Below are 18,077 nucleotides of genomic sequence, written 5' to 3'. Positions count from 1 at the left end.
GCAATTGCGATGGCCTGGAGATCCGGCCTCCGGGGCGGCCCCGCTCTGGGCCGCGACGCGGGATGGGACGCAGGCCGGACATGAGGCACTCACCAACGAACCCCGAACCCGCCCAACACCGCCTAGGCACGCCCGGCGCCGAGTCGGCGACGGGCCGCCGGGCCGGTTGGTGAGTGGTGCGGGTGCGCGGGAAGCTAGGCCCAGTCGACCTCGACGGACTGGAGCCAGGTCCAGTTGCGGCGGCGCCAGCTCGCGGACTGCCGGCCGAGGCGGCTGGCGTACTCGGGCCAGTCGGTCCCCGGCCGGGCCCAGGCCTTCTCGGCGGCGCCGGGGAGGCGGGGGAGGAGCATGAGCTCGAGGTCTGCGGCGGTGACGATCGACTCGCACCAGATCGCGGCCTCGACGCCGGCCACCTGGTCGGCGGAGTCGACGCCGGGCAGACTGTCGACCGGGTCCCAGGTGACGCCGTGCTCGATCGAGGCGGCGCCGTAGAACTCCATGCCGAGATGCTTGCGCGCCTCCTCCTGGTCAGGATCCGATGACGCGTCGGCGTGCGGGCGGTCGAAGTACAGCCAGGTGACCGGGGAGACGATCAGCTTGGCGCCCTGCTCGAGCGCCTTCGGGGCGTCGTACTTCGCCTTGCGCAGACCCTCGACCAGGATCGGCAGCAGCTCCTCGGGCGGCGTCGGCAGGTCCGGGTTCTGCACCATGGAGTCGACGTCGAGGTCCAGCCAGTACTGCGCGACGTCCTCCGGCTCGAGGTCGGCACGGGCGATCTCCTGCCAGCCGACGACCTTCTTCCCGCGCGCACGGACGAGCGCGGCCGCCCTCTCGACGAACGCCGCGTGGTCCTCGTCGGCCATGCCCCACGTCTCGTCACCGCCGATGTGCACGTACGCGCTCTGCGGGAACTGCGGGATGACGCCATCCAGCACGTCGCCGACGAACGCCCACGTCTCGTCCCGGCCGGGATCGAGCGTGTTGAGCTGGATGCTCTCGCCGTTCCCAAGGTCAACGCTGCGGGCCTCGTCCGGCCCCAGCGGCGGGTACGCCGTGAACACCGCCGATGTGTGCCCCGGCATGTCGATCTCGGGTACGACGGTCACGTACCGCTCAGCGGCGTACGCGACGAGCTCGGCGAGCTCCGCCTGACTGTAGTAACCACCCGGCCGATCGCCGATCGCCCCGGCCGCACCCACCTCGGTCAGCAACGGCCGCGACGGCACTTCGACCCGCCACCCCTGATCGTCCGTCAGATGCAGGTGCAGGACGTTGAGCTTGTACAGCGACAACATGTTGATGATCCGCCGTACTTCGCCCGGCCCGTGAAACGTCCGCACCACATCAAGCGACAACCCACGCCAAGCAAACCGCGGCCCGTCGACAATCCGGACAGCAGGCAGCACGGCAACGCCATCCTGCAGATACGCGGAGATCAGCTGACGCAGGGACGTAAGCCCCCGGTAGACCGCCTCCACCGTCGCGCCCCACACCCGAATCCCGTCGGCGGCAACCTCTAGCCCGTACCGCTCGTCGACAGGATCACCATCGGCACGCAGCCCAGCCGCCGCCGGCAGGTCGTCGACGGGCTCAACCGCCAGCGTGATGCCGGCATTGCCCGTCAGGGCGAGACCGCAGTCAAGCTCTACGTCCGCGGCGAACCGAGCAGCGAGCCTCGCCAACTCGGGTGATTCGACGGCGACTCCTGTCGAGGAGGTGAGAATGAAGGTCTCATCGCTGAGGGTGAAGTGAGCGGGTGCAGGGATCACAGGAAGGCTCATGCGAAGAGTCTGCGGCAAGACATGCGTCCGGCGGTACCACTCTCGATCGGCTAGACGGCTACTTGACGCTGCCGGTGACCTTGAGGGAGATGACGGACAGGTTCGGGACCGTCGTCTCGCCGCCGATCTGGGTGTCGTAGGACAGCGAGCCGAGGATCTGCACGTTGGCCTGGAACAGGTCGTCCTCGACGACGTCGGACACATCGGCGGAGAGGTTCGTCAGCACGGTGTTGGTCGGGTAGTCGACGAAGCCGTACGACACTTTGTGCTTCACACCGTCGACGTCGGCGCGGAACGCGTCCTCACCGGTCGCGGCGTCGAACTGGGTGACGCGTCCGTAGACGACGTACGACTCCCCGATGTGATCGTCGGGGCTCTTGGCGATCTTGGCCCACTGGCGTGCGGTCAGTTTCTTGAAGGTCGTCTTCGAGCTCGTCTTCGGCGCGGCGGTCGGCTTCGGGCTGGAGTCGGCGGTCGGTTTGGCTGCCGGTTTCGGCGGCGGGGCCGTCACGGTGACCGTCGTGGGTGGCGCCGTGACCCCGACCGCCTCACCCGGAACCGTCACGGTCGCCGTCGGCACGGGCAGACCCGCGGCTGTGGATGCCGTCGACTGCCTGCCGGCCCCCGCGTTACCGGCCGCAGCGCCGAGCGCGAACAGAACCAGGCCGGACAACGCCGCCCATCCGATCTTCGCGCTGCGCGACACCGGCTTCTTCCGCGGCGCCGGCGGCTGGGGTGCCGGCGGTGCCTGCTGCGGTGCCTGCTGCGGCGGCGGATACGGCCGGAACGGCTGGTTCGGATTGTGCTGGTACGGCTGATTCGGGTCGTGCGGATACTGCTGAGACATGATTGTTCCTTCCCCCCGGTCCCCGAGCCCCCCTCGGGATCCGCTATCACGGTAACGGTGAGTGATTGTTTTGCCTAGATCAGCACGCATTGTGTTTCCGGATCAGCGGGTCGTCGAGACCTGGGAAGGTGGGGCCCCGACGGGCCGGCCGGTGATCTTCCAGCACGGGACGCCGTCCGGGCGGCTGCAGGCGGCGCTGGGGGATGCGGCCGCACAACGGTGTGGGGTTCGGTTGATTTCGTTCAGTCGGCCCGGGTACGGCGGGTCGACTGTCACCGCTCCGGGTTTGGCGTCGGTTGCCCGGGACACCGTGCGGGTCGCCGATGGGCTCGGGGTCGGCGAGTTCGCCGTACTCGGGGCGTCGGGTGGTGGGCCGTACGCGATCGCCACCGGGGCGGCTGATCCGGAGCGGGTGAAGGCGGTCGGGCTCGCGGGTGGGGTGGGGCCCTGGCGGTTGATCGAGCCACCGGATCCGGCTGATCCGGATCTGCCGCTGCTGGCGTTGGCGGATGCGGGTGATGTCGCCGGCGCGCTGGACGGCTTCCGGCAGCAGGGGGCGCAGGCCTTCGACAGGCTGTTGGGCCTCGACGACGCGGCGATGGTCGACGCGTTCTTCGAGGGGGCGCCGGGGGAGGACCTCGCGTGGCTGGACGCCGAGGCGCGGACGGTGTGGGCGGCCGACGCGCGGGAGGCGCTGGCGTCGTACGACGGGTATGCGCGGGACAACGTGGCCTGGGGAGGTGCGTGGGACATCGATCCCACGCACCTCACCGTCCCGACCTGGCTGTGGTACGGCGAATCCGACCGGATGGTGCCGGCGTCACACGCCCGGTGGTTCGCCGATCGCATCCCTCACGCCGAGCTGACCGTCCGCCCGGGAGAGGGCCACGGCAGCACGATCTTCGGCCACTGGGACGAGATGCTCAGCGCCCTCGGTACTGCGCTGCCAGGTCTTTGAGGTAGTGGGCGCTGGCCTTCGGGGTGCGCTTCTGGGTTTCGTAGTCGACGCGGACGATGCCGAAGCGCTTGACGTAGCCGTAGGCCCATTCGAAGTTGTCCATCAGGGACCAGGCCAGGTAGCCGCGGATGTCGGCGCCCCGGGCGATGGCGTCGGCCACGGCGGTGAGGTGGGACGTGAAGTACGCCGTACGGTCGGTGTCGTTCACGTAACCCTCGGAGTCGGGCACGTCCTGGAAGGCGGAGCCGTTCTCGGTGATGACCATCGGGAGGCCCGGGTAGTCGCGGGCGATGCTCACCAGCAGATCGGTGAAGCCCTCCGGGACGATCTCCCAGTCCATCGCGGTGCGCGACTTGCCGAGCGGTACGTCGCGGCTCACCGGGAGACCGTCGGCGCCGACGGTGCTGCCGTCCTCGGCGTACCCGGTGAACTTCTGGCTGAAGTAGTAGTTCACCCCGAGCACATCGATCGGAGCGGAGATGATCTCCAGGTCGCCGTCGGCAACAGGCAGAGTCACCCCCTCACGCGCCAGATCGGCGACGACATCCTCCGGGTAGCGGCCGTGCACCAGCGGATCGAGGTAGATCCGCCGCCCCATCCCGTCCGCCCGCCGTGCCGCGTCGACGTCCGGCTCCGCATCCGAGGCCGGGTACGCCGTCGCCACGTTCAGCGTGATGCCGATGTCCAACGGGCGCGGCGCCGCCGACCGCATCTGGGACGTCGCGAGCCCGTGCCCCAGCAGCAGATGATGTACGGCGGCGATCGCGGCCGGGTACTCGCGCCGCCCCGGAGCATGCGCGCCGTACGCGTACCCGAGCATCGCCGAGCACCACGGCTCGTTCAGCGTGGTCCAGGTGTCGACCCGGTCCTTCAACGCGTCGAACACCAGCATCGAGTACTCCGCGAACCGGTACGCCGTGTCGCGCACCGGCCAGCCGCCCGCGTCCTCGAGCTCCTGCGGTAGATCCCAGTGGTACAGCGTCACCCACGGGTCGATGCCCTGGGCAAGCAGCTCGTCGACGAGCCGGTCGTAGAAGCCGATCCCGGCCGGGTTGACCGGGCCCTTGCCGCGCGGCTGGACCCGCGGCCACGCCACCGAGAACCGGTACGTGTCCAGCCCGAGGTCCTTGATCAGGGCAACATCGGCGGGCATCCGGTGATAGTGGTCGCAGGCAACGTCGCCGGTGTCGCCGTTGTCGATCGCTCCCGGCACGCGGCAGTAGGTGTCCCAGATCGACGGCGTCCGGCCGTCGGCGGAGATCGCGCCCTCGATCTGGTACGCCGAGGTCGCGACCCCCCAACGGAATCCTTCGGGCAGTCCCGCGACCAGCTCAGAATCCTTGCTCATGTTCGCCTTTCTAAGCCGTGCGGCCGGGAAGCCAGCATGCGACGGAACGGGTGGGGTCGTTGCGTGCCGCCGGGATCTCCAGAACGGGAATGTCCGCGGAGCAGCGGTCGAAGGCCTGCGGGCAGCGCGGATGGAACGAGCAACCGGAGGGCATCCCGCGCAGATCGGGTGGCGACCCAGGTATGCCGGCAAGCTCGCGCCGTTCGCCTCGGAGGGCGGGGAAGGATTTCAGCAGGCCTTCGCTGTAGGGGTGCAGCGAGTCCTTGTACAGATCGGCCGAGCGAGCTTCTTCGACGATGCGGCCGCCGTACATGATCGCGATCCGGTCCGAGAACTCCACCAGCAGCGACAAGTCGTGGGTGATGAACAGCACCGAGAACCCGAGCCGTTCCCGCAGCTCCACCAACTGCGCGAGGATCTGCCGCTGCATCACGACGTCGAGCGCGGTCGTCGGCTCGTCCATGATCACGACCTGCGGTTCGAGTACGAGCGCCATCCCGATCATCACCCGCTGCCGCATCCCTCCGGACAGCTGATGCGGGTACGCGTCCATCCGGTCCGCCGAGATCCCGACCAGCTTCAGCATGTCCTGCGCCCGGGCGATCCGGGCAGCGGCCGAGAGTTGCGGCTCGTGGGCCTTGACCACGTCGATCATCTGGGTGGAGATCTTGTGCACCGGGTTGAGCGAGTTCATCGCGCCCTGGAACACGATCGACGTCTCGGCCCAACGGAAGGCCCGCAACTCCGGGTCGGTCAGCGCCATCACGTCGTACGGGTCACCCGTCGGCGGGTGGTAGATCACCGAGCCGCCGCTGATCACCCCGGGTGGCGGCAGCAGCCGCGTCACGCCGTACGCCAAAGTCGACTTACCGCTACCGCTCTCGCCGGCCAGGCCGAGTACTTCGCCGCGGTGCAGCGTCAGCGTGACGTCGCGGACAGCCTGGACCGCTTCGGAGCCGAGGCCGTAGTCGACGTGGAAGTTCTTGATCTCCAGTACCGGCGTCTTCACGCGGCATTCTCCTTACGCCGTACGACGGGCGTCACCGGCTCGCGCGAGGATGACAGGACCGGCGTGAACCCGACCCGCATCCGGACCGAATGCCCGTCCTTGGTCTTGACCCGGGTGTGGCCGCTCGACCGCAACCGCGGGCTGACGAACTCGTCGATGCCGAAGTTGATCAGCGACAGCGCCGTGCCGAGGACGGCGATCGCCAGACCGGCCGGGACGAACCACCACCAGGCGCCCTGGGCCAGTGCCTGCTGCGATTGCGCCCAGAACAGGATCGTGCCCCAGTTCCACTCGGAGATCGTCGAGATGCCGATGAAGGCCAGCGTGATCTCGGACATCACCGCGAAGATCACCGTGCCGACGAAACCGGACGCGATGATCGCGGTCAGGTTCGGCATGATCTCGAAGGTGATGAGCCGCCAGGTGCTCTCGCCGGTCGCCCGCGCGGCCTCGACGTAGTCCCGCCGTCGCAGCGACAACGTCTGCGCCCGCAGTACCCGGGCTCCCCACGCCCACGAGGTGAAACCGATGACCAAGGCAACCATCAGGTCGCCGGCCGACGGGATGGTCGAGGCGACGATGATGATGAGTGGCAGCGCCGGGATCACCAGGAAGACGTTCGACAACGCGGACAGGCCGTCGTCCGCGGCGCCGCCGAGGAAGCCGGCGCTGACGCCGATCAGGATCGACAACGCGGTCGCGACCAGGCCGGCCAGCAGGCCGACGAACATCACCCCGCGGGTGCCGACGAGCACCTGGCTGATGATGTCCTGGCCGAGGTGCGTCGTGCCGAACCAGTGTTTGCCGGACGGCGGCTGGATCAGGTCGCTGCTGCGGGCCGACGGGTCGAACGGCGCGATCCACGGGCCGATGATCGCGATCAGGCAGAAGAACGCGAGCACGACCAGGCCCGTGGCCGCCTTCGGGTTCGCGACGAACCGCAGCCGGCGGCGCTTGGCCGGGGCCCCTGGGTTGCTAGGAACCTCCGGCCCCTCCGGTGTGACCGCGGTGATGGTGCTGGTGGGTGCGGACACGTCAGCCCTCCTTGCGGGTGCGCGGGTCGAGGAGCAGGTACGCGACGTCGGCCAGCAGGTTGGCCACGAGTACGGACAGCGTGATGACGAGGAAGACGCCCTGCATCAGCGGATAGTCCTTGGCGCCGACGGCCTGGAACAGGTTGTAGCCGATGCCCGGGTAGGAGAAGACGATCTCCACCAGCAGCGTGCCGCCGACGATGAAGCCGAGCGACAGAGCGAAGCCGGAGACGTTGGGCAGCAGGGCGTTGCGGGCCGCGTAGCTGACCATCACCCGGCGCTCGGACAGGCCTTTGGCGTGCGCGACGGTGATGTAGTCCTCCGACGCCACCGTCACCATCATGTTCCGCATCGTCAGGATCCAGCCGCTGACCGACGAGATCAGGATCGTGATCGCCGGCAGCAGGCTGTGCTGGATCGCGCTGCCGATGAACGTCCCGTTCCAGCTCGGTACCAGGCCGGGCTCGTACCCGCCGGACGACGGGAAGAAGCTGCCCGCGCCGGCCAGCAGCGTGATCGCGAGCAGGCCGAGCCAGAAGTACGGGATCGACGACAGGAATGTTGTCACTGGCAACAGCCCGTCCATGATCGAGCCGCGCCGCCAGCCCGCGATCACGCCGAGCGAGGTGCCGATCAGGAAGCTGGCGAGCGTGGTGATGCCGACGAGCGCGATCGTCCACGGCAAGCTCTGCTTGAGGATCTCCGACACCGGGGTCGGGAAGAACGTGAACGACAGCCCGAGATCGCCGTGGAACACCTGGCCCCAGTAGTCGACGTACTGACTCCAGATCGAGGCGTTCTTGTCCAGGCCGAAGAGCACGTACAGCGAGTTGATCGCCTCGGTGCTCATCTGGCCCTGGAACTTGTTGATCAGCGAGGTCACCGGGTCGCCCGGGATCAGGCGCGGGATGAAGAAGTTGATCGTCAGCGCCGCCCACGCGGTGAAGATGTAGAACGCCAGCCGTTGCAGGAGGAACTTCACTTCGCCGCCCCTTCCTCGTACAGCCAGCAGGCTGCCCAGTGGCCGTCAGCGGGTAGCTCGAAGCGGGGCGGCAGCTCGGTCGAGCACTTCGGCATCGCGTGCACGCAGCGCGGATGGAAGCGGCAGCCGGTCGGTGGCGCGATCAGGCTGGGCGGTTCGCCACCGGCCTGGTCCTCGGGCGTGCTGAGCTCGCCGAGCCGGTCGGGATCGGGCGCGCTGTCGATCAGCAGTTGCGTGTACGGGTGCGCGGGGTTCTGCGTGACGGTCTCCGAATCGCCGCCCTCGACCAGGCGACCGGCGTACATCACCAGGGTCTCGTCGGCGAAGTACCGGGCCGAAGCGATGTCGTGGGTGATGTAGAGGATGGCGAGGTTGAGCCGTTCCTTCAGGTCACGCAGGAGGTTCAGTACGCCGAGGCGGATCGACACGTCGAGCATCGACACAGGCTCGTCGGCCAGGAGCGCCTCGGGGTCGGCGCCGAGTGCGCGCGCGATCGAGACGCGCTGCCGCTGGCCGCCGGACAGCTCGTGCGGGAACTTGTCGAGGTACCGCTCCGGCGGCATGAGCTGAACCTTCGCCAGGAGGTCGCGAAGGTTCTGCTCCAGATCGCCGGCCCGGCCGTGGATCTTCAGCGAGCGCGTCAGGTGGTAGCGCACGGTGTGCGTCGGGTTCAGCGACGCGAAGGGGTCCTGGAAGATCATCTGCACGCGGCGTGCGTACGCGCGGAACTTGCGGCCGCCGCGTACCGTCACCGTCTCGCCGTGCAGCCGGATGTCGCCGGCGGTGCGCCCGTACAGCTGGGCCATCAGCCGCGCCACGGTCGACTTGCCCGATCCGGACTCGCCGACCAGTGCGGTGACCCGGCCCCGGCGGAGCGTGAGCTTGATGTCGTCGACCGCGTGCACGACCTTGTGCTCGCGGGACAGCAGGTCGCGGACGCCGCGTCGTACCGGGAAATGCTTGGTGAGGCCCTCGGCCTCCAGAACAACCTCGGTCTCGGTGACCGTCATAAGGCTCCAATCACGGCTCGCTCCGCTCGCCGGATGTGGGGTGATGGCGACCGCGGCGCCGGCCGGAGCCGGCGCCGCGGTCCCTGAGTCACTGGCTGCCGGCGGGCTTCAGGTTGAGGATGATCTGCAGAGCGTTCTGCTGGGTCGGCTGCGCCGGCCCGTACTGGTTCTGCTCGTCGGGCCAGCCGACCCAGTTCTTCGTGCTGTAGAGACCGCCGACGTTGGACGCCGAGGTGGGGATGATCGGCATCTGCTCGACCATGATCTTCTGCAGCGTGTTCAGCGCGGCCGAACGCGTCGCGTCGTCCGCGGCGTTGGCGTACTGGTCCAGCGCCTTGGTCGCCTCCGGGCTGTTGAACCGGCCGTAGTTGCCGCTCACGCCGCCCTTGCCGACCGGCTTCAGGATCTTGCCGTCCATGATGTTCTGGTAGATGTCGAACGGCGTCGCGCCGCCGTTGGTCCAGTGCATCGCGGCGTCGAAGTTGCCCTCGTCGATGTTCTTGAACCAGGCGTCCTGGTTGGCCTTGTCGATGGTCGCCTTGATCCCGATCGTGGACAGGTTGTCCTTGATGATCTCCAGGTCGGTCTGGTAGTCCGACCAGCCGGCCGGGTCGGTCAGCGTGATCGTCACCGGCTTCCCGGTCGGATCCTTCAGCACGTCGCCCTCGAGCTTGAAGCCGGCGTCGCTGAGCTCCTTCTTGGCGCCGTCGAGGTCGACCGCGTGCTTCTTGTCCTTGTACTCCGGCGCGATGAACGAGTCGCCGGCCGGGGTCGGGATCCCGGTGACGGACTCGACCTTCGGGTAGAAGTACCCGGCTTCACCCTGCTGGAAGATGTCGTCGCGGTTGATCACCAGGTTCATCGCGCGCCGCAGGGCCGGGTTGTCGAACGGCTTCTTGGTGGTGTTGATCCACAGACCGTGGATGCCGAGGTTCGCCGGGAACCACAGCTTGTGGTTCTTCGGGTCCTTGTCCTGGTAGACGGCCTTCACGTTCGGGACGAAGACGAAGCTCCACTCCGAGGCGCCGTTGGCCAGCGCGGTGGTCTGCGCGTTGTTGTCGTTGTACGACGTGTACCGCAGTTCCTTGACCTTCGGCAGGTCCTGCCAGTACGAGTCCCGCAGCGTCAGCGTGGTGGTCTGCGGGGTGAACGACTTGACCGTGTACGGGCCGGTGCCGATCGGGTTCTTCAGCGTGTCCTGGCTCGGGTCCTTGATCGTCGACCACTGGTGCTTCGGGACCACGAACACGGTCAGGATCTTGTTCTGGTTGGTGAACTGGGACCGGGTGAAGGTCAGGTCCACCTTGTTGCCGGACGCCGTGATCGTGCCGTACGGGATCGCGTCCTGGTTCAGCCCCTCGTTGTCCTTGCGGAGCTGGAACGAGTACGCGACGTCGTCGGCGGTCATCGGCTGGCCGTCGGAGAACTTCACGCCGTCGCGGATGGTCAGCGAGAGCTTGGTGTAGTTGGCGTCCCACTTCCACTCGGTCGCCAGCCAGGGCTTGCCCGGCTCGGTCGGCTTGATCCCGTTGATCATCACCAGCGGCTCGAAGATCATCCACCGGTAGCCGAGTGAGGCGCCCGAGGAGGAGCCGAGGAACGGGTTGTGGTTCTCGGTCTGCGGCCCGTTCGGCATGCCGATGTTCAGAACGGTCGCCCCGCTGCTCGACCCGCTGTTGGCGGTCTTCCCGTCCCCGTTACTGCAGGCAGCCAGGGTGGCTGCCGCGAGCAAGCCCGTGAGGGCCAGCGCGACGGTACGTCGTGCTCGCATCGGTTCCTCCTGTGTATCTGTTGGCGGATGCTCACGCCTGAGCCGCGTGAGCAGGTGCATCGTGGCGTGAGAACGCTCTCATGGGAAGAGCGGACGCCTTAACGGATAGATATCGGGGGAGTGCGCCGGCGGCGGAACAGGGGCAGCTGCCCCGCCGCCGGAGCCTTAGTGGGACCGGTGTTTCGGGGCGGGTCTGGTCCTTGAAGTTGCCAATGATCGATGCCGCGGGGCGGTTGAACTGCGGACGATCAGCGTCGTCGGCAGCACTTGGGGTTGGTCCGGCAGCGGGGTGCCGCCGAAGTAGCCCATCAGCATCCGGGCGGCGGCCTGGCCCATCTGGCGCATCGGCTGATGCACCGTGGTCAGGGGTGGCTCGGTGTGTTCGGCGTACGGGATGTCGTCGAACCCGACCACCGACACGTCGTTCGGCACGTTCCGCCCGGTCTCCCGGACGGCCTGGATGGCGCCTCCCGCGGACAGGTCGTTGTGGGCGAAGACCGCGTCGAAGTCGAGTCGCTCGTCGAGTGCGTGCTGGACGCCGCGGCGTCCGCTCTCGTGGGTGAAGTCGCCTTCGAACACGAGTCTCGGGTCGAGCTCGATGCCGGCGGCCGCGTAGGTGTCGCGGAAGCCGTCCAGGCGTTCGTGGGTACAGCCGAAGCGCTCGACACCGGTGATCACCAGTGGCCGGCGGCGACCGAGCTCCAGCAGGTGCCGGGCGGCGGACTCGCCGCCGGCGTAGTTCGTGGTGGCGACGGACGGGAACTGCGGGCGCTTGTCGCGGTCGTCGATCAGGACCACCGGCAGACCACGCGCGTGGAGTTGCTCGATGAAGGTGAGCGTGCCTTCGGGCTCGATCACCAGCAGGCCGTCGAACGACTGCGACGAGACCTGGGAGGCGAACTGCTGCATCGATTCCGCACCCCGGTTGAAGGTGAACAGCAGCAGGCCGTACCCCTCGCTCTCGACCACGTCGACCGCGCCCTGCAGCACCTCGCCCATCCAGGGCCAGGTGAGCGACGGGACCAGCATCCCAACGATCCGGGTCCGGCCGCGGGCCAGGCCGACCGCGCGGGCGCTCGGCACGTACCCGAGCTCGTCGATCACCTGCCGGACCCGCTCGGCGGTCCGCAGGTCCAGCTCGCCCTTGCCGTTGAGGACGCGCGACACGGTCGTCTTGCTGACCCCGGCGCGGGCGGCGACATCGGCGATGGTGATGGACACGCTTGACTCTCCCCTCGGGCGGTCGGGGCTGGCGGGACGGAACCGGTTTCGGAAGCGGTTCCGTAGATCAAAGCCGAGAGAGCAAGCGGCCGTCAATCACAGGGTGGTAACGAATCGGGCCTTAGTTCACGACCTGGAAGAAGGGAGGTCTTCCGTCGGGTGGGGCGGCATGATGAACTCGGGGCGAGCGGCCTGCCCGGGGCCGGCCTGCGCAGGTTTCATGGTGAGGGTTCGAGGTATGGAAGTTCGCCGGACCACGGTGCGTGACATGCGCCGGTCCAACCGCTCGGTGATCCTCACCAGCATCTACCGCGAGGGCCCGCTGAGCCGCCAGGAGCTGACCGTCCGGACGTCGCTCAGCGCCGCGAGCGTGAGCAACCTGGTCGCCGAACTGATCGCCGAGGGTGTGGTCGAGGAGGCCGGCTCGGTCGAGTCCGAGGGCGGCCGGCCGCGGGTGCTGCTGCGGGTCGCGGCGACGTTCCGGTACGTCGTGGGCGCCGAGGTCGGCGAGACCCGGGTCCGCGTCGAGCTGTTCGACCTGGCGATGAACGTGCTCGCCCGGGCCGATCAACCGATCAGCACGCCGACCCCGGAGGAGGTCGTGAAGCACGTGCTGGAAGGGCTTTCGAGCGTGATCGCGTCGTCGGGCGTGCAGCCTACGCAGGTCCTCGGGCTGGGCGTGGCGGTCGCCGGCGTGGTCGAGGACAACGCGGTCGTCGACGCGCAGACGCTCGGCTGGGAAGCCGTTCCACTCGCCGAGATGCTTGCCGAGGGCACCGATATTCCGGTGCACGTGGACAACGGCGCGAACATGCTCGGCCAGGCAGAGATGTACTTCGGCGCGGGCCGCGGCGCCACCGACGCGGTCGTCGCGCTGGTCGGCTCCGGTGTCGGCTCCGCCCTGGTAGCTGGTGGATCCAGCTACCGCGGTGCCCGCAGCAGCGCGGGCGAGTGGGGCCACATGACGATCGTGTACGGCGGGCGCCAGTGCCGATGCGGCGCGCTGGGCTGCCTCGAGGCGTACGTCGGCGCGGAAGGCGTGCTGGACCGGTACCGGGAGGCCGGCGGGCTGGTCGACGGTGACGAGGAGACGGCCTTCGTCGAGCTGCTCTCGTCGGCTTCGGAGCCGGCGGCAACCATCATCGCGGACACGATCGGTTACCTCGCGGCCGGCTTCGCGAACCTGGTCAACCTCGTGAACCCTGAGCGGATCGTCCTCGGTGGCTGGGCAGGTCTGCTGCTCGGCGAGAAACATCTGGACGAACTGCGCGTCCAGGTGGGCAAGCATGCCCTCCGGCGGCCGTACGCCCAGGTGTCCATCGTGTTGTGCGAGCTGGGCCGCGACGCCGTAGCTCTCGGCGCCGCGACCCTACCCGTGGTGCGACTGCTGCGCGACGGTGGCGCGCTACCTCGCTAGACGGTCCACTTCTGGTTGGCTCCGCCGGTGCAGGTCCAGACCTGCGTCGGGGTTGCGTTGGCGGAGTTGTTGCCGGTGACATCGAGGCACTTGTTGGCGTGTGGATTCACCAGGTCGTGCCCGCTCGTGTAGGTCCATTGCTGGGCCGCGTTGCCGTTGCAGGTCGCGAGCTGCACTCTGGTGCCGTCGGCAACTCCCGCGTTCGCGACATCGAGGCACTTGCCCAGGGCGCGGATCGTCCCGTCACCAGGACGGCTCCACTGCTGGGCGTTCGTGCCGTTGCAGTCGTAGAGCTGGACCGTCGTACCGTCCGCGGCGTTCGCGCCGGCGACGTCCAGGCACTTGCCGGCCAGGCCGGTGATCTGCGATCCGCTGCCGCCGGTGCTGCCGAGGGTGGAGACGCGGACGTAGTCGACGGTCATGGTCTGCGGCATCACTGTGGAGCCGTCGGGGTTGCCTGGCCAGCCGCCACCCACCGCGACGTTCATGATCATGAAGAACGGGTGGTTGAAGACCCAGGTGTTGCCGTTCAGGTCGGCCGGCGTGCGGCGCTCGTACTGGACGCCGTCGACGTACCAGGTGATCGAGTCCGGCGCCCAGTCCACCGTGAAGGTGTGGAAGTCGTCGGCGAACGACCAGCCGTTCGGATGGTTGTACGCGGCACCGATGCCGCCGGCGCCGGAGTAGCCCGGTCCGTGGATCGTGCCATGTACGGTGGCCGGCTCCTTGCCGATGTTCTCCATGATGTCGATCTCGCCGTCGTTCGGCCAGTTGCCGCCGCCGAGCATCCAGAAGGCCGGCCAGAGCCCTTGGCCGCGGGGAATCTTGATCCGCGCCTCGAACCGGCCGTACGTCTGGGTGAAGGTCTGCGCGGTGAGCAGGCGGGCCGACGTGTACTGGCACGGGCCGTACCAGCACTGGAAACCGCCGCTCTCCTGGCGGGCCGTGATGACCAGATTGCCGTTGCCGTCGAGGGCCGAGTTCCGGGTGCTGTTGGTGTAGTACTCGAGTTCGCTGTTGCCCCAGCCACCGCCGCCGGTGTCGTACCGCCACTTGGCGGGGTCGGGGGCCTGACCGGAGGGGCCGTCGAAGTTGTCCTCCCAGACCGTCGCCGTGGTTGCGGCAGCGGCCTGCTGATGTGCGGTGGCCGACGGCTGGAGGAGGGCGGTGCCGATCAGTGCGGCACCGATCGCGACAAGCGCGAGCATGCGGGGACGCTTCATGATTACCTCATTTCGGGGGCGTCTGAATGAGGGCGTGATTGGGCGGCAGCGTGCCGTGAGAACGCTCCCACGTCAAGCCCGGGACTAAATAAAAGATCTGAAAAAAGTCTCGGTTTCGGCGTTGACAGTGGTTTGCACGGATGGTTACCTCTTGCTGACCACCAGTTGCGGCGCGGGCAGACGCCGGCAACCTCACCGCCCCAAACTCCTTTATACAAAGGGAGAACCGCCCCATGAAACGCTTCCTGCCGCTCGTGGTCGCCGCGCTGTGCGCGGCCGCCGCCGGACTCGGCATCGGCACCGCTCCACCGGCGCAGGCCGCCGGCGAGCAGGTCAACATCTGGCTGACCACCACCAACGACAGCGCCGGCCGCACCGTGACCCGCGGCCTGCAGCAGCAGACGCCGGTCAGCTTCGGTCCGGCCGGTGGCTCGGCGAACCAGACGATCACGGTCAACGAGAACACGACGTACCAGTCGTTCGAAGGCGGCGGAGCGTCGTTCGCCGACAGTTCCGCCTGGCTGCTGAACAGCAGCAACACGATCTCGGCCGCGACCCGCAACCAGGTGATGAAGGATCTCTTCGACCCGGTGAACGGGATCGGCCTGGCCTTCGTCCGCAACCCGATGGGCGCCTCCGACCTGGCCCGGTTCAACTACTCCTACGACGACACGTGCTGCGACCTGAACGACTTCAGCATCCAGCACGACCTGGCGGACGTCGTACCGCTGACCAAGCAGGCCCGGCAGCTCAACCCGGCGGTCAAGGTGATGGGTTCGCCGTGGAGTGCGCCGGCCTGGATGAAGGACAACAACGACTTCGTCCACCGCGGCTGGCTGAAGGCGCAGTACTACCCGATGTACGCGCAGTACTTCGTCAAGTACCTGCAGCAGAACGAGGCCCAGGGCAACCACATCGACTACGTCTCGGTGCAGAACGAACCGACGTGTTGCGGCAACGACAACACCGGCTACGCGTCGATGAACTGGAACGGCTCCGGCCTGCTCGAGTTCACCAAGAACAATCTGATGCCCGCACTGCACGCAGCCGGGCTGACGACCAAGGTCCTGATCCTCGACTACAACTGGGGCAACTACAACGACCTCGGGTCGGTCCCGATCGCGGACGCTGCCCTGCGCAACGATCCGAACTTCGGCGGTATCGCCTGGCACGGGTACGGCGGTGACGTGAGCCTGCAGACCCAGATCCACAACCAGTACCCGTCGGTGAACGCGTACATGACCGAGCACTCCGGCGGCACATGGATCACCAACCAGCAGGACGAGGACATGAACAACCTCGTCGACTACACCCGCAACTGGGACAAGTCCTGGGTGAAGTGGGGCCTGGCGCTGGACCAGGACCACCTGCCGTACGTCGGTGCCGGGTGCAACGTGTGCACCGGACTCGTGACGGTGCAGCGCGGTGGCAGCCGGGCCGGCCAGGTGGACAAGACGATCGAGTACTACACGATGGGCCACCTGACCAAGTTCGTGAAGCCGGGCGCGCTGCGGATCGACTCGACCGCGAACAGCTCGGTGAAGAACGTGGCCTGGAAGAACCCGGACGGTTCGAAGGCGCTGATCGCGTACAACACCACCGGCAGCTCGCAGTCGGTGCGCGTCAACTGGGGCTCGCAGTCCTTCACGTACACGCTGCCGACCAAGACGTCGGCGACCTTCACCTGGTCCGGCACGCAGAGCGGCGGCGGTGGTGGCGGCGGCCAGATCACCGGATTGGCCGGCAAGTGCATGGACATCGCCGGAGCCAACAGCGCCGACGGTACGGCGGTCCAGCTGTACGACTGCAACGGTACGACGGCCCAGCAGTGGTCCCGTCCCGGCGACGGGACGATCCGTGCCCTCGGCAAGTGTCTCGACGTCAACGCCGGCTCCGTCGCCGATGGTGCGCGGGTCCAGCTCTACACCTGCAACGGCAGCGCCGCCCAGCAATGGACCTACACGAGTGGGAGAGATCTGGTGAATCCACAGGCGAACAAGTGCCTTGATGTCACGGGCAACAACTCCGCGAACGCCACGCCGCTGCAGCTGTGGACCTGCACCGGAGCCGCGAACCAGAAGTGGACCGTGTCATGAGGCGCGTTGCGGCAGGTGCCGCGGCTCTCGTGCTCGGTGCTGGTCTGCTGATGACGGCAACTCCCGCACAGGCGGCGACCGGGACGATCACCGGGTTGGCCGGGAAGTGTGCGGACGTCGCGGCCGCGAACAGTGCGGACGGGACGCAGGTCCAGCTGTACGACTGCAACGGATCCGGTGCACAGCAGTGGAGTCGCTCGAGCGACGGAACGTTGCGGGCCCTCGGCAAGTGTCTGGACGTGTCGGGTGGCTCGGTCGCCAACGGCGCTCGCGTGCAGCTGTGGACGTGCAACGGCTCGGCGGCTCAGCAGTGGACGTACACCGCCGGGCGGGATCTGGTGAACCCGCAGGCGAACAAGTGTCTCGATGTCACGGGCAACAATTCCGCGAACAGTACGCCGCTGCAGCTGTGGAGCTGCACGGGGGCGGCGAACCAGAAGTGGAACGTCCCGGCCGGTGACGACGGGCCTCCGCCGGCGGGTGGCGCGCCGATGGCCGCCGCGCCGTACCTGTACGAGGGCTGGGGTGACCCGCCGAACCCGGCGACCGTGATGAACGCGTCCGGGGTCAAGTGGTTCACGATGGCGTTCATCCTGTCCAACGGGTACTGCAACCCGCAGTGGGACGGCGGCCGGCCGCTGACCGGCGGTGTGGACCAGCAGGCGATCAACACGATTCGCTCCAACGGGGGCGACGTGGTGGTGTCGATCGGCGGCTGGTCGGGCAACAAGCTCGGGCAGAGCTGCGGGTCGGCGAGTGAGCTGGCGGCGGCGTACCAGAAGGTGATCAACGCGCTGTCGCTGAAGGCGATCGACATCGACATCGAGGACCAGGAGATGGCTCAGCCGGCGGTCCGGCAGAAGGTCATCGACGCGCTGAAGATCGTCGAGCAGAACAATGCGGGCATCGCGACGTACCTGACCTTCGGCACGACGACGAGCGGGCCGGACGGCGACGGTCAGGACCTGATCCACCGCGGCGCGGCGTCCGGGCTGAACCTGGACGGCTGGGTGATCATGCCGTTCGACTTCGGCGGCGGGTCCACGAACATGGGCACGCTGACGCGGCAGGCGGCCGACGGTCTGAAGAACCAGGTGAAGGCGGCGTACGGGCTGAGCGACGACGCGGCCTACCGCAAGATCGGCATCTCTTCGATGAACGGCACCACCGACAACGCCGGTGAGCGTGTGAACCTGTCGGACTTCGAGTCGATCCTGTCGTACGCGTCCCAGCACCACCTGGCCCGCTTCACCTTCTGGTCGGTCAACCGCGACCGCCCCTGCACCGGCGGCAGCGCCGACAGCTGCTCCGGCATCTCCCAGCAGCCGTGGGACTTCACCAAGGTGATCGGGCGGTACCTGGGGTAGCGGATCGCCAGGC

General features: G+C 67.9%; 14 protein-coding genes. 4 read left to right on the top strand and 10 right to left on the bottom strand.

Translation table 11 applies throughout. The features are described from left to right. Window positions 1–194: 194 nt before the first annotated feature. Window positions 195–1,781, bottom strand: coding sequence for a beta-N-acetylhexosaminidase (locus ACIA58_RS34620; protein ID WP_396408059.1), 1,587 nt, complete (start codon window positions 1,779–1,781; stop codon window positions 195–197). Between the two features lie 58 nt (window positions 1,782–1,839). Continuing rightward, window positions 1,840–2,628, bottom strand: a complete 789-nt coding sequence (locus tag ACIA58_RS34615) for a hypothetical protein (protein ID WP_396408058.1) — start codon at window positions 2,626–2,628, stop codon at window positions 1,840–1,842. Between the two features lie 91 nt (window positions 2,629–2,719). Between ACIA58_RS34615 and ACIA58_RS34610 the strand changes: the two genes are divergently transcribed. Beyond that, complete coding sequence (locus ACIA58_RS34610) at window positions 2,720–3,586, top strand: alpha/beta fold hydrolase (RefSeq protein WP_396408057.1); 867 nt, start codon at window positions 2,720–2,722, stop codon at window positions 3,584–3,586. On the opposite strand, the gene ACIA58_RS34605 is transcribed toward ACIA58_RS34610, so the two are convergent. The 7 genes from ACIA58_RS34605 to ACIA58_RS34575 form a co-directional block, all read right to left on the bottom strand. Beyond that, window positions 3,552–4,934 (bottom strand): GH1 family beta-glucosidase, encoded by a 1,383-nt coding sequence (locus ACIA58_RS34605; RefSeq protein ID WP_396408056.1) that lies wholly within the window; start codon window positions 4,932–4,934, stop codon window positions 3,552–3,554. The genes ACIA58_RS34610 and ACIA58_RS34605 overlap by 35 nt on opposite strands. A gap of 10 nt (window positions 4,935–4,944) precedes the next feature. Then, entirely contained in the window at window positions 4,945–5,943 is a 999-nt protein-coding gene (locus ACIA58_RS34600) for an ABC transporter ATP-binding protein (RefSeq protein WP_396408055.1), read from the bottom strand. After that, window positions 5,940–6,977: an ABC transporter permease gene (locus ACIA58_RS34595; protein WP_396408054.1), complete on the bottom strand. Its 1,038-nt coding sequence runs from the start codon at window positions 6,975–6,977 to the stop codon at window positions 5,940–5,942. Before ACIA58_RS34595 ends, ACIA58_RS34600 begins: the two co-directional genes overlap by 4 nt. A 1-nt stretch (window position 6,978) precedes the next feature. Next, window positions 6,979–7,959: an ABC transporter permease gene (locus tag ACIA58_RS34590; RefSeq protein WP_396408053.1), complete on the bottom strand. Its 981-nt coding sequence runs from the start codon at window positions 7,957–7,959 to the stop codon at window positions 6,979–6,981. Then, the gene (locus ACIA58_RS34585) at window positions 7,956–8,969 is read right to left on the bottom strand and encodes an ABC transporter ATP-binding protein (RefSeq protein ID WP_396408052.1); all 1,014 of its coding nucleotides are present in this window, start codon (window positions 8,967–8,969) and stop codon (window positions 7,956–7,958) included. Before ACIA58_RS34585 ends, ACIA58_RS34590 begins: the two co-directional genes overlap by 4 nt. 88 nt (window positions 8,970–9,057) lie before the next feature. After that, window positions 9,058–10,740, bottom strand: a complete 1,683-nt coding sequence (locus tag ACIA58_RS34580; protein ID WP_396408051.1) for an ABC transporter substrate-binding protein — start codon at window positions 10,738–10,740, stop codon at window positions 9,058–9,060. 165 nt (window positions 10,741–10,905) lie between these two features. Next, on the bottom strand, window positions 10,906–11,961 hold the full coding sequence (locus ACIA58_RS34575; protein ID WP_396408050.1) for a LacI family DNA-binding transcriptional regulator: 1,056 nt from the start codon (window positions 11,959–11,961) through the stop codon (window positions 10,906–10,908). 238 nt (window positions 11,962–12,199) lie between these two features. Here ACIA58_RS34575 and ACIA58_RS34570 point away from each other — a divergent pair, with 238 nt between their 5' ends. Further along, window positions 12,200–13,378, top strand: coding sequence for an ROK family transcriptional regulator (locus ACIA58_RS34570; RefSeq protein ID WP_396408049.1), 1,179 nt, complete (start codon window positions 12,200–12,202; stop codon window positions 13,376–13,378). Here the strand turns inward: ACIA58_RS34570 and ACIA58_RS34565 are convergent. Next, window positions 13,375–14,601, bottom strand: coding sequence for a family 16 glycosylhydrolase (locus tag ACIA58_RS34565; protein ID WP_396408048.1), 1,227 nt, complete (start codon window positions 14,599–14,601; stop codon window positions 13,375–13,377). The two genes, ACIA58_RS34570 and ACIA58_RS34565, sit on opposite strands and share 4 nt — an antisense overlap. Before the next feature lie 233 nt (window positions 14,602–14,834). Between ACIA58_RS34565 and ACIA58_RS34560 the strand changes: the two genes are divergently transcribed. Both ACIA58_RS34560 and ACIA58_RS34555 read left to right on the top strand, forming a co-directional pair. Further along, window positions 14,835–16,697 (top strand): ricin-type beta-trefoil lectin domain protein, encoded by a 1,863-nt coding sequence (locus ACIA58_RS34560; RefSeq protein WP_396408047.1) that lies wholly within the window; start codon window positions 14,835–14,837, stop codon window positions 16,695–16,697. Further along, window positions 16,694–18,064 carry a ricin-type beta-trefoil lectin domain protein gene (locus tag ACIA58_RS34555; RefSeq protein ID WP_396408046.1) on the top strand — a complete coding sequence of 457 codons (1,371 nt, stop codon included), beginning with the start codon at window positions 16,694–16,696 and terminating at the stop codon, window positions 18,062–18,064. Before ACIA58_RS34560 ends, ACIA58_RS34555 begins: the two co-directional genes overlap by 4 nt. The last annotated feature ends 13 nt before the right edge of the window (window positions 18,065–18,077 follow it).

The organism is Kribbella sp. NPDC051586 (genome assembly GCF_044453965.1).
In the GTDB taxonomy this organism is placed as follows: Bacteria; Actinomycetota; Actinomycetes; order Propionibacteriales; family Kribbellaceae; genus Kribbella.
This window is presented reverse-complemented; position numbering and strand designations above follow the sequence as displayed.

What these genes read in the sequence shown, in the direction of transcription:
- ACIA58_RS34620 (WP_396408059.1), bottom strand. Translation starts at nt 1,781, where the DNA reads ATGAGCCTTCCTGTGATCCCTGCACCCGCTCACTTCACCCTCAGCGAT.
- ACIA58_RS34615 (WP_396408058.1), bottom strand. Translation starts at nt 2,628, where the DNA reads ATGTCTCAGCAGTATCCGCACGACCCGAATCAGCCGTACCAGCACAAT.
- ACIA58_RS34605 (WP_396408056.1), bottom strand. Translation starts at nt 4,934, where the DNA reads ATGAGCAAGGATTCTGAGCTGGTCGCGGGACTGCCCGAAGGATTCCGT.
- ACIA58_RS34585 (WP_396408052.1), bottom strand. Translation starts at nt 8,969, where the DNA reads ATGACGGTCACCGAGACCGAGGTTGTTCTGGAGGCCGAGGGCCTCACC.
- ACIA58_RS34580 (WP_396408051.1), bottom strand. Translation starts at nt 10,740, where the DNA reads ATGCGAGCACGACGTACCGTCGCGCTGGCCCTCACGGGCTTGCTCGCG.
- ACIA58_RS34570 (WP_396408049.1), top strand. Translation starts at nt 12,200, where the DNA reads ATGGAAGTTCGCCGGACCACGGTGCGTGACATGCGCCGGTCCAACCGC.
- ACIA58_RS34565 (WP_396408048.1), bottom strand. Translation starts at nt 14,601, where the DNA reads ATGAAGCGTCCCCGCATGCTCGCGCTTGTCGCGATCGGTGCCGCACTG.
- ACIA58_RS34560 (WP_396408047.1), top strand. Translation starts at nt 14,835, where the DNA reads ATGAAACGCTTCCTGCCGCTCGTGGTCGCCGCGCTGTGCGCGGCCGCC.
- ACIA58_RS34555 (WP_396408046.1), top strand. Translation starts at nt 16,694, where the DNA reads ATGAGGCGCGTTGCGGCAGGTGCCGCGGCTCTCGTGCTCGGTGCTGGT.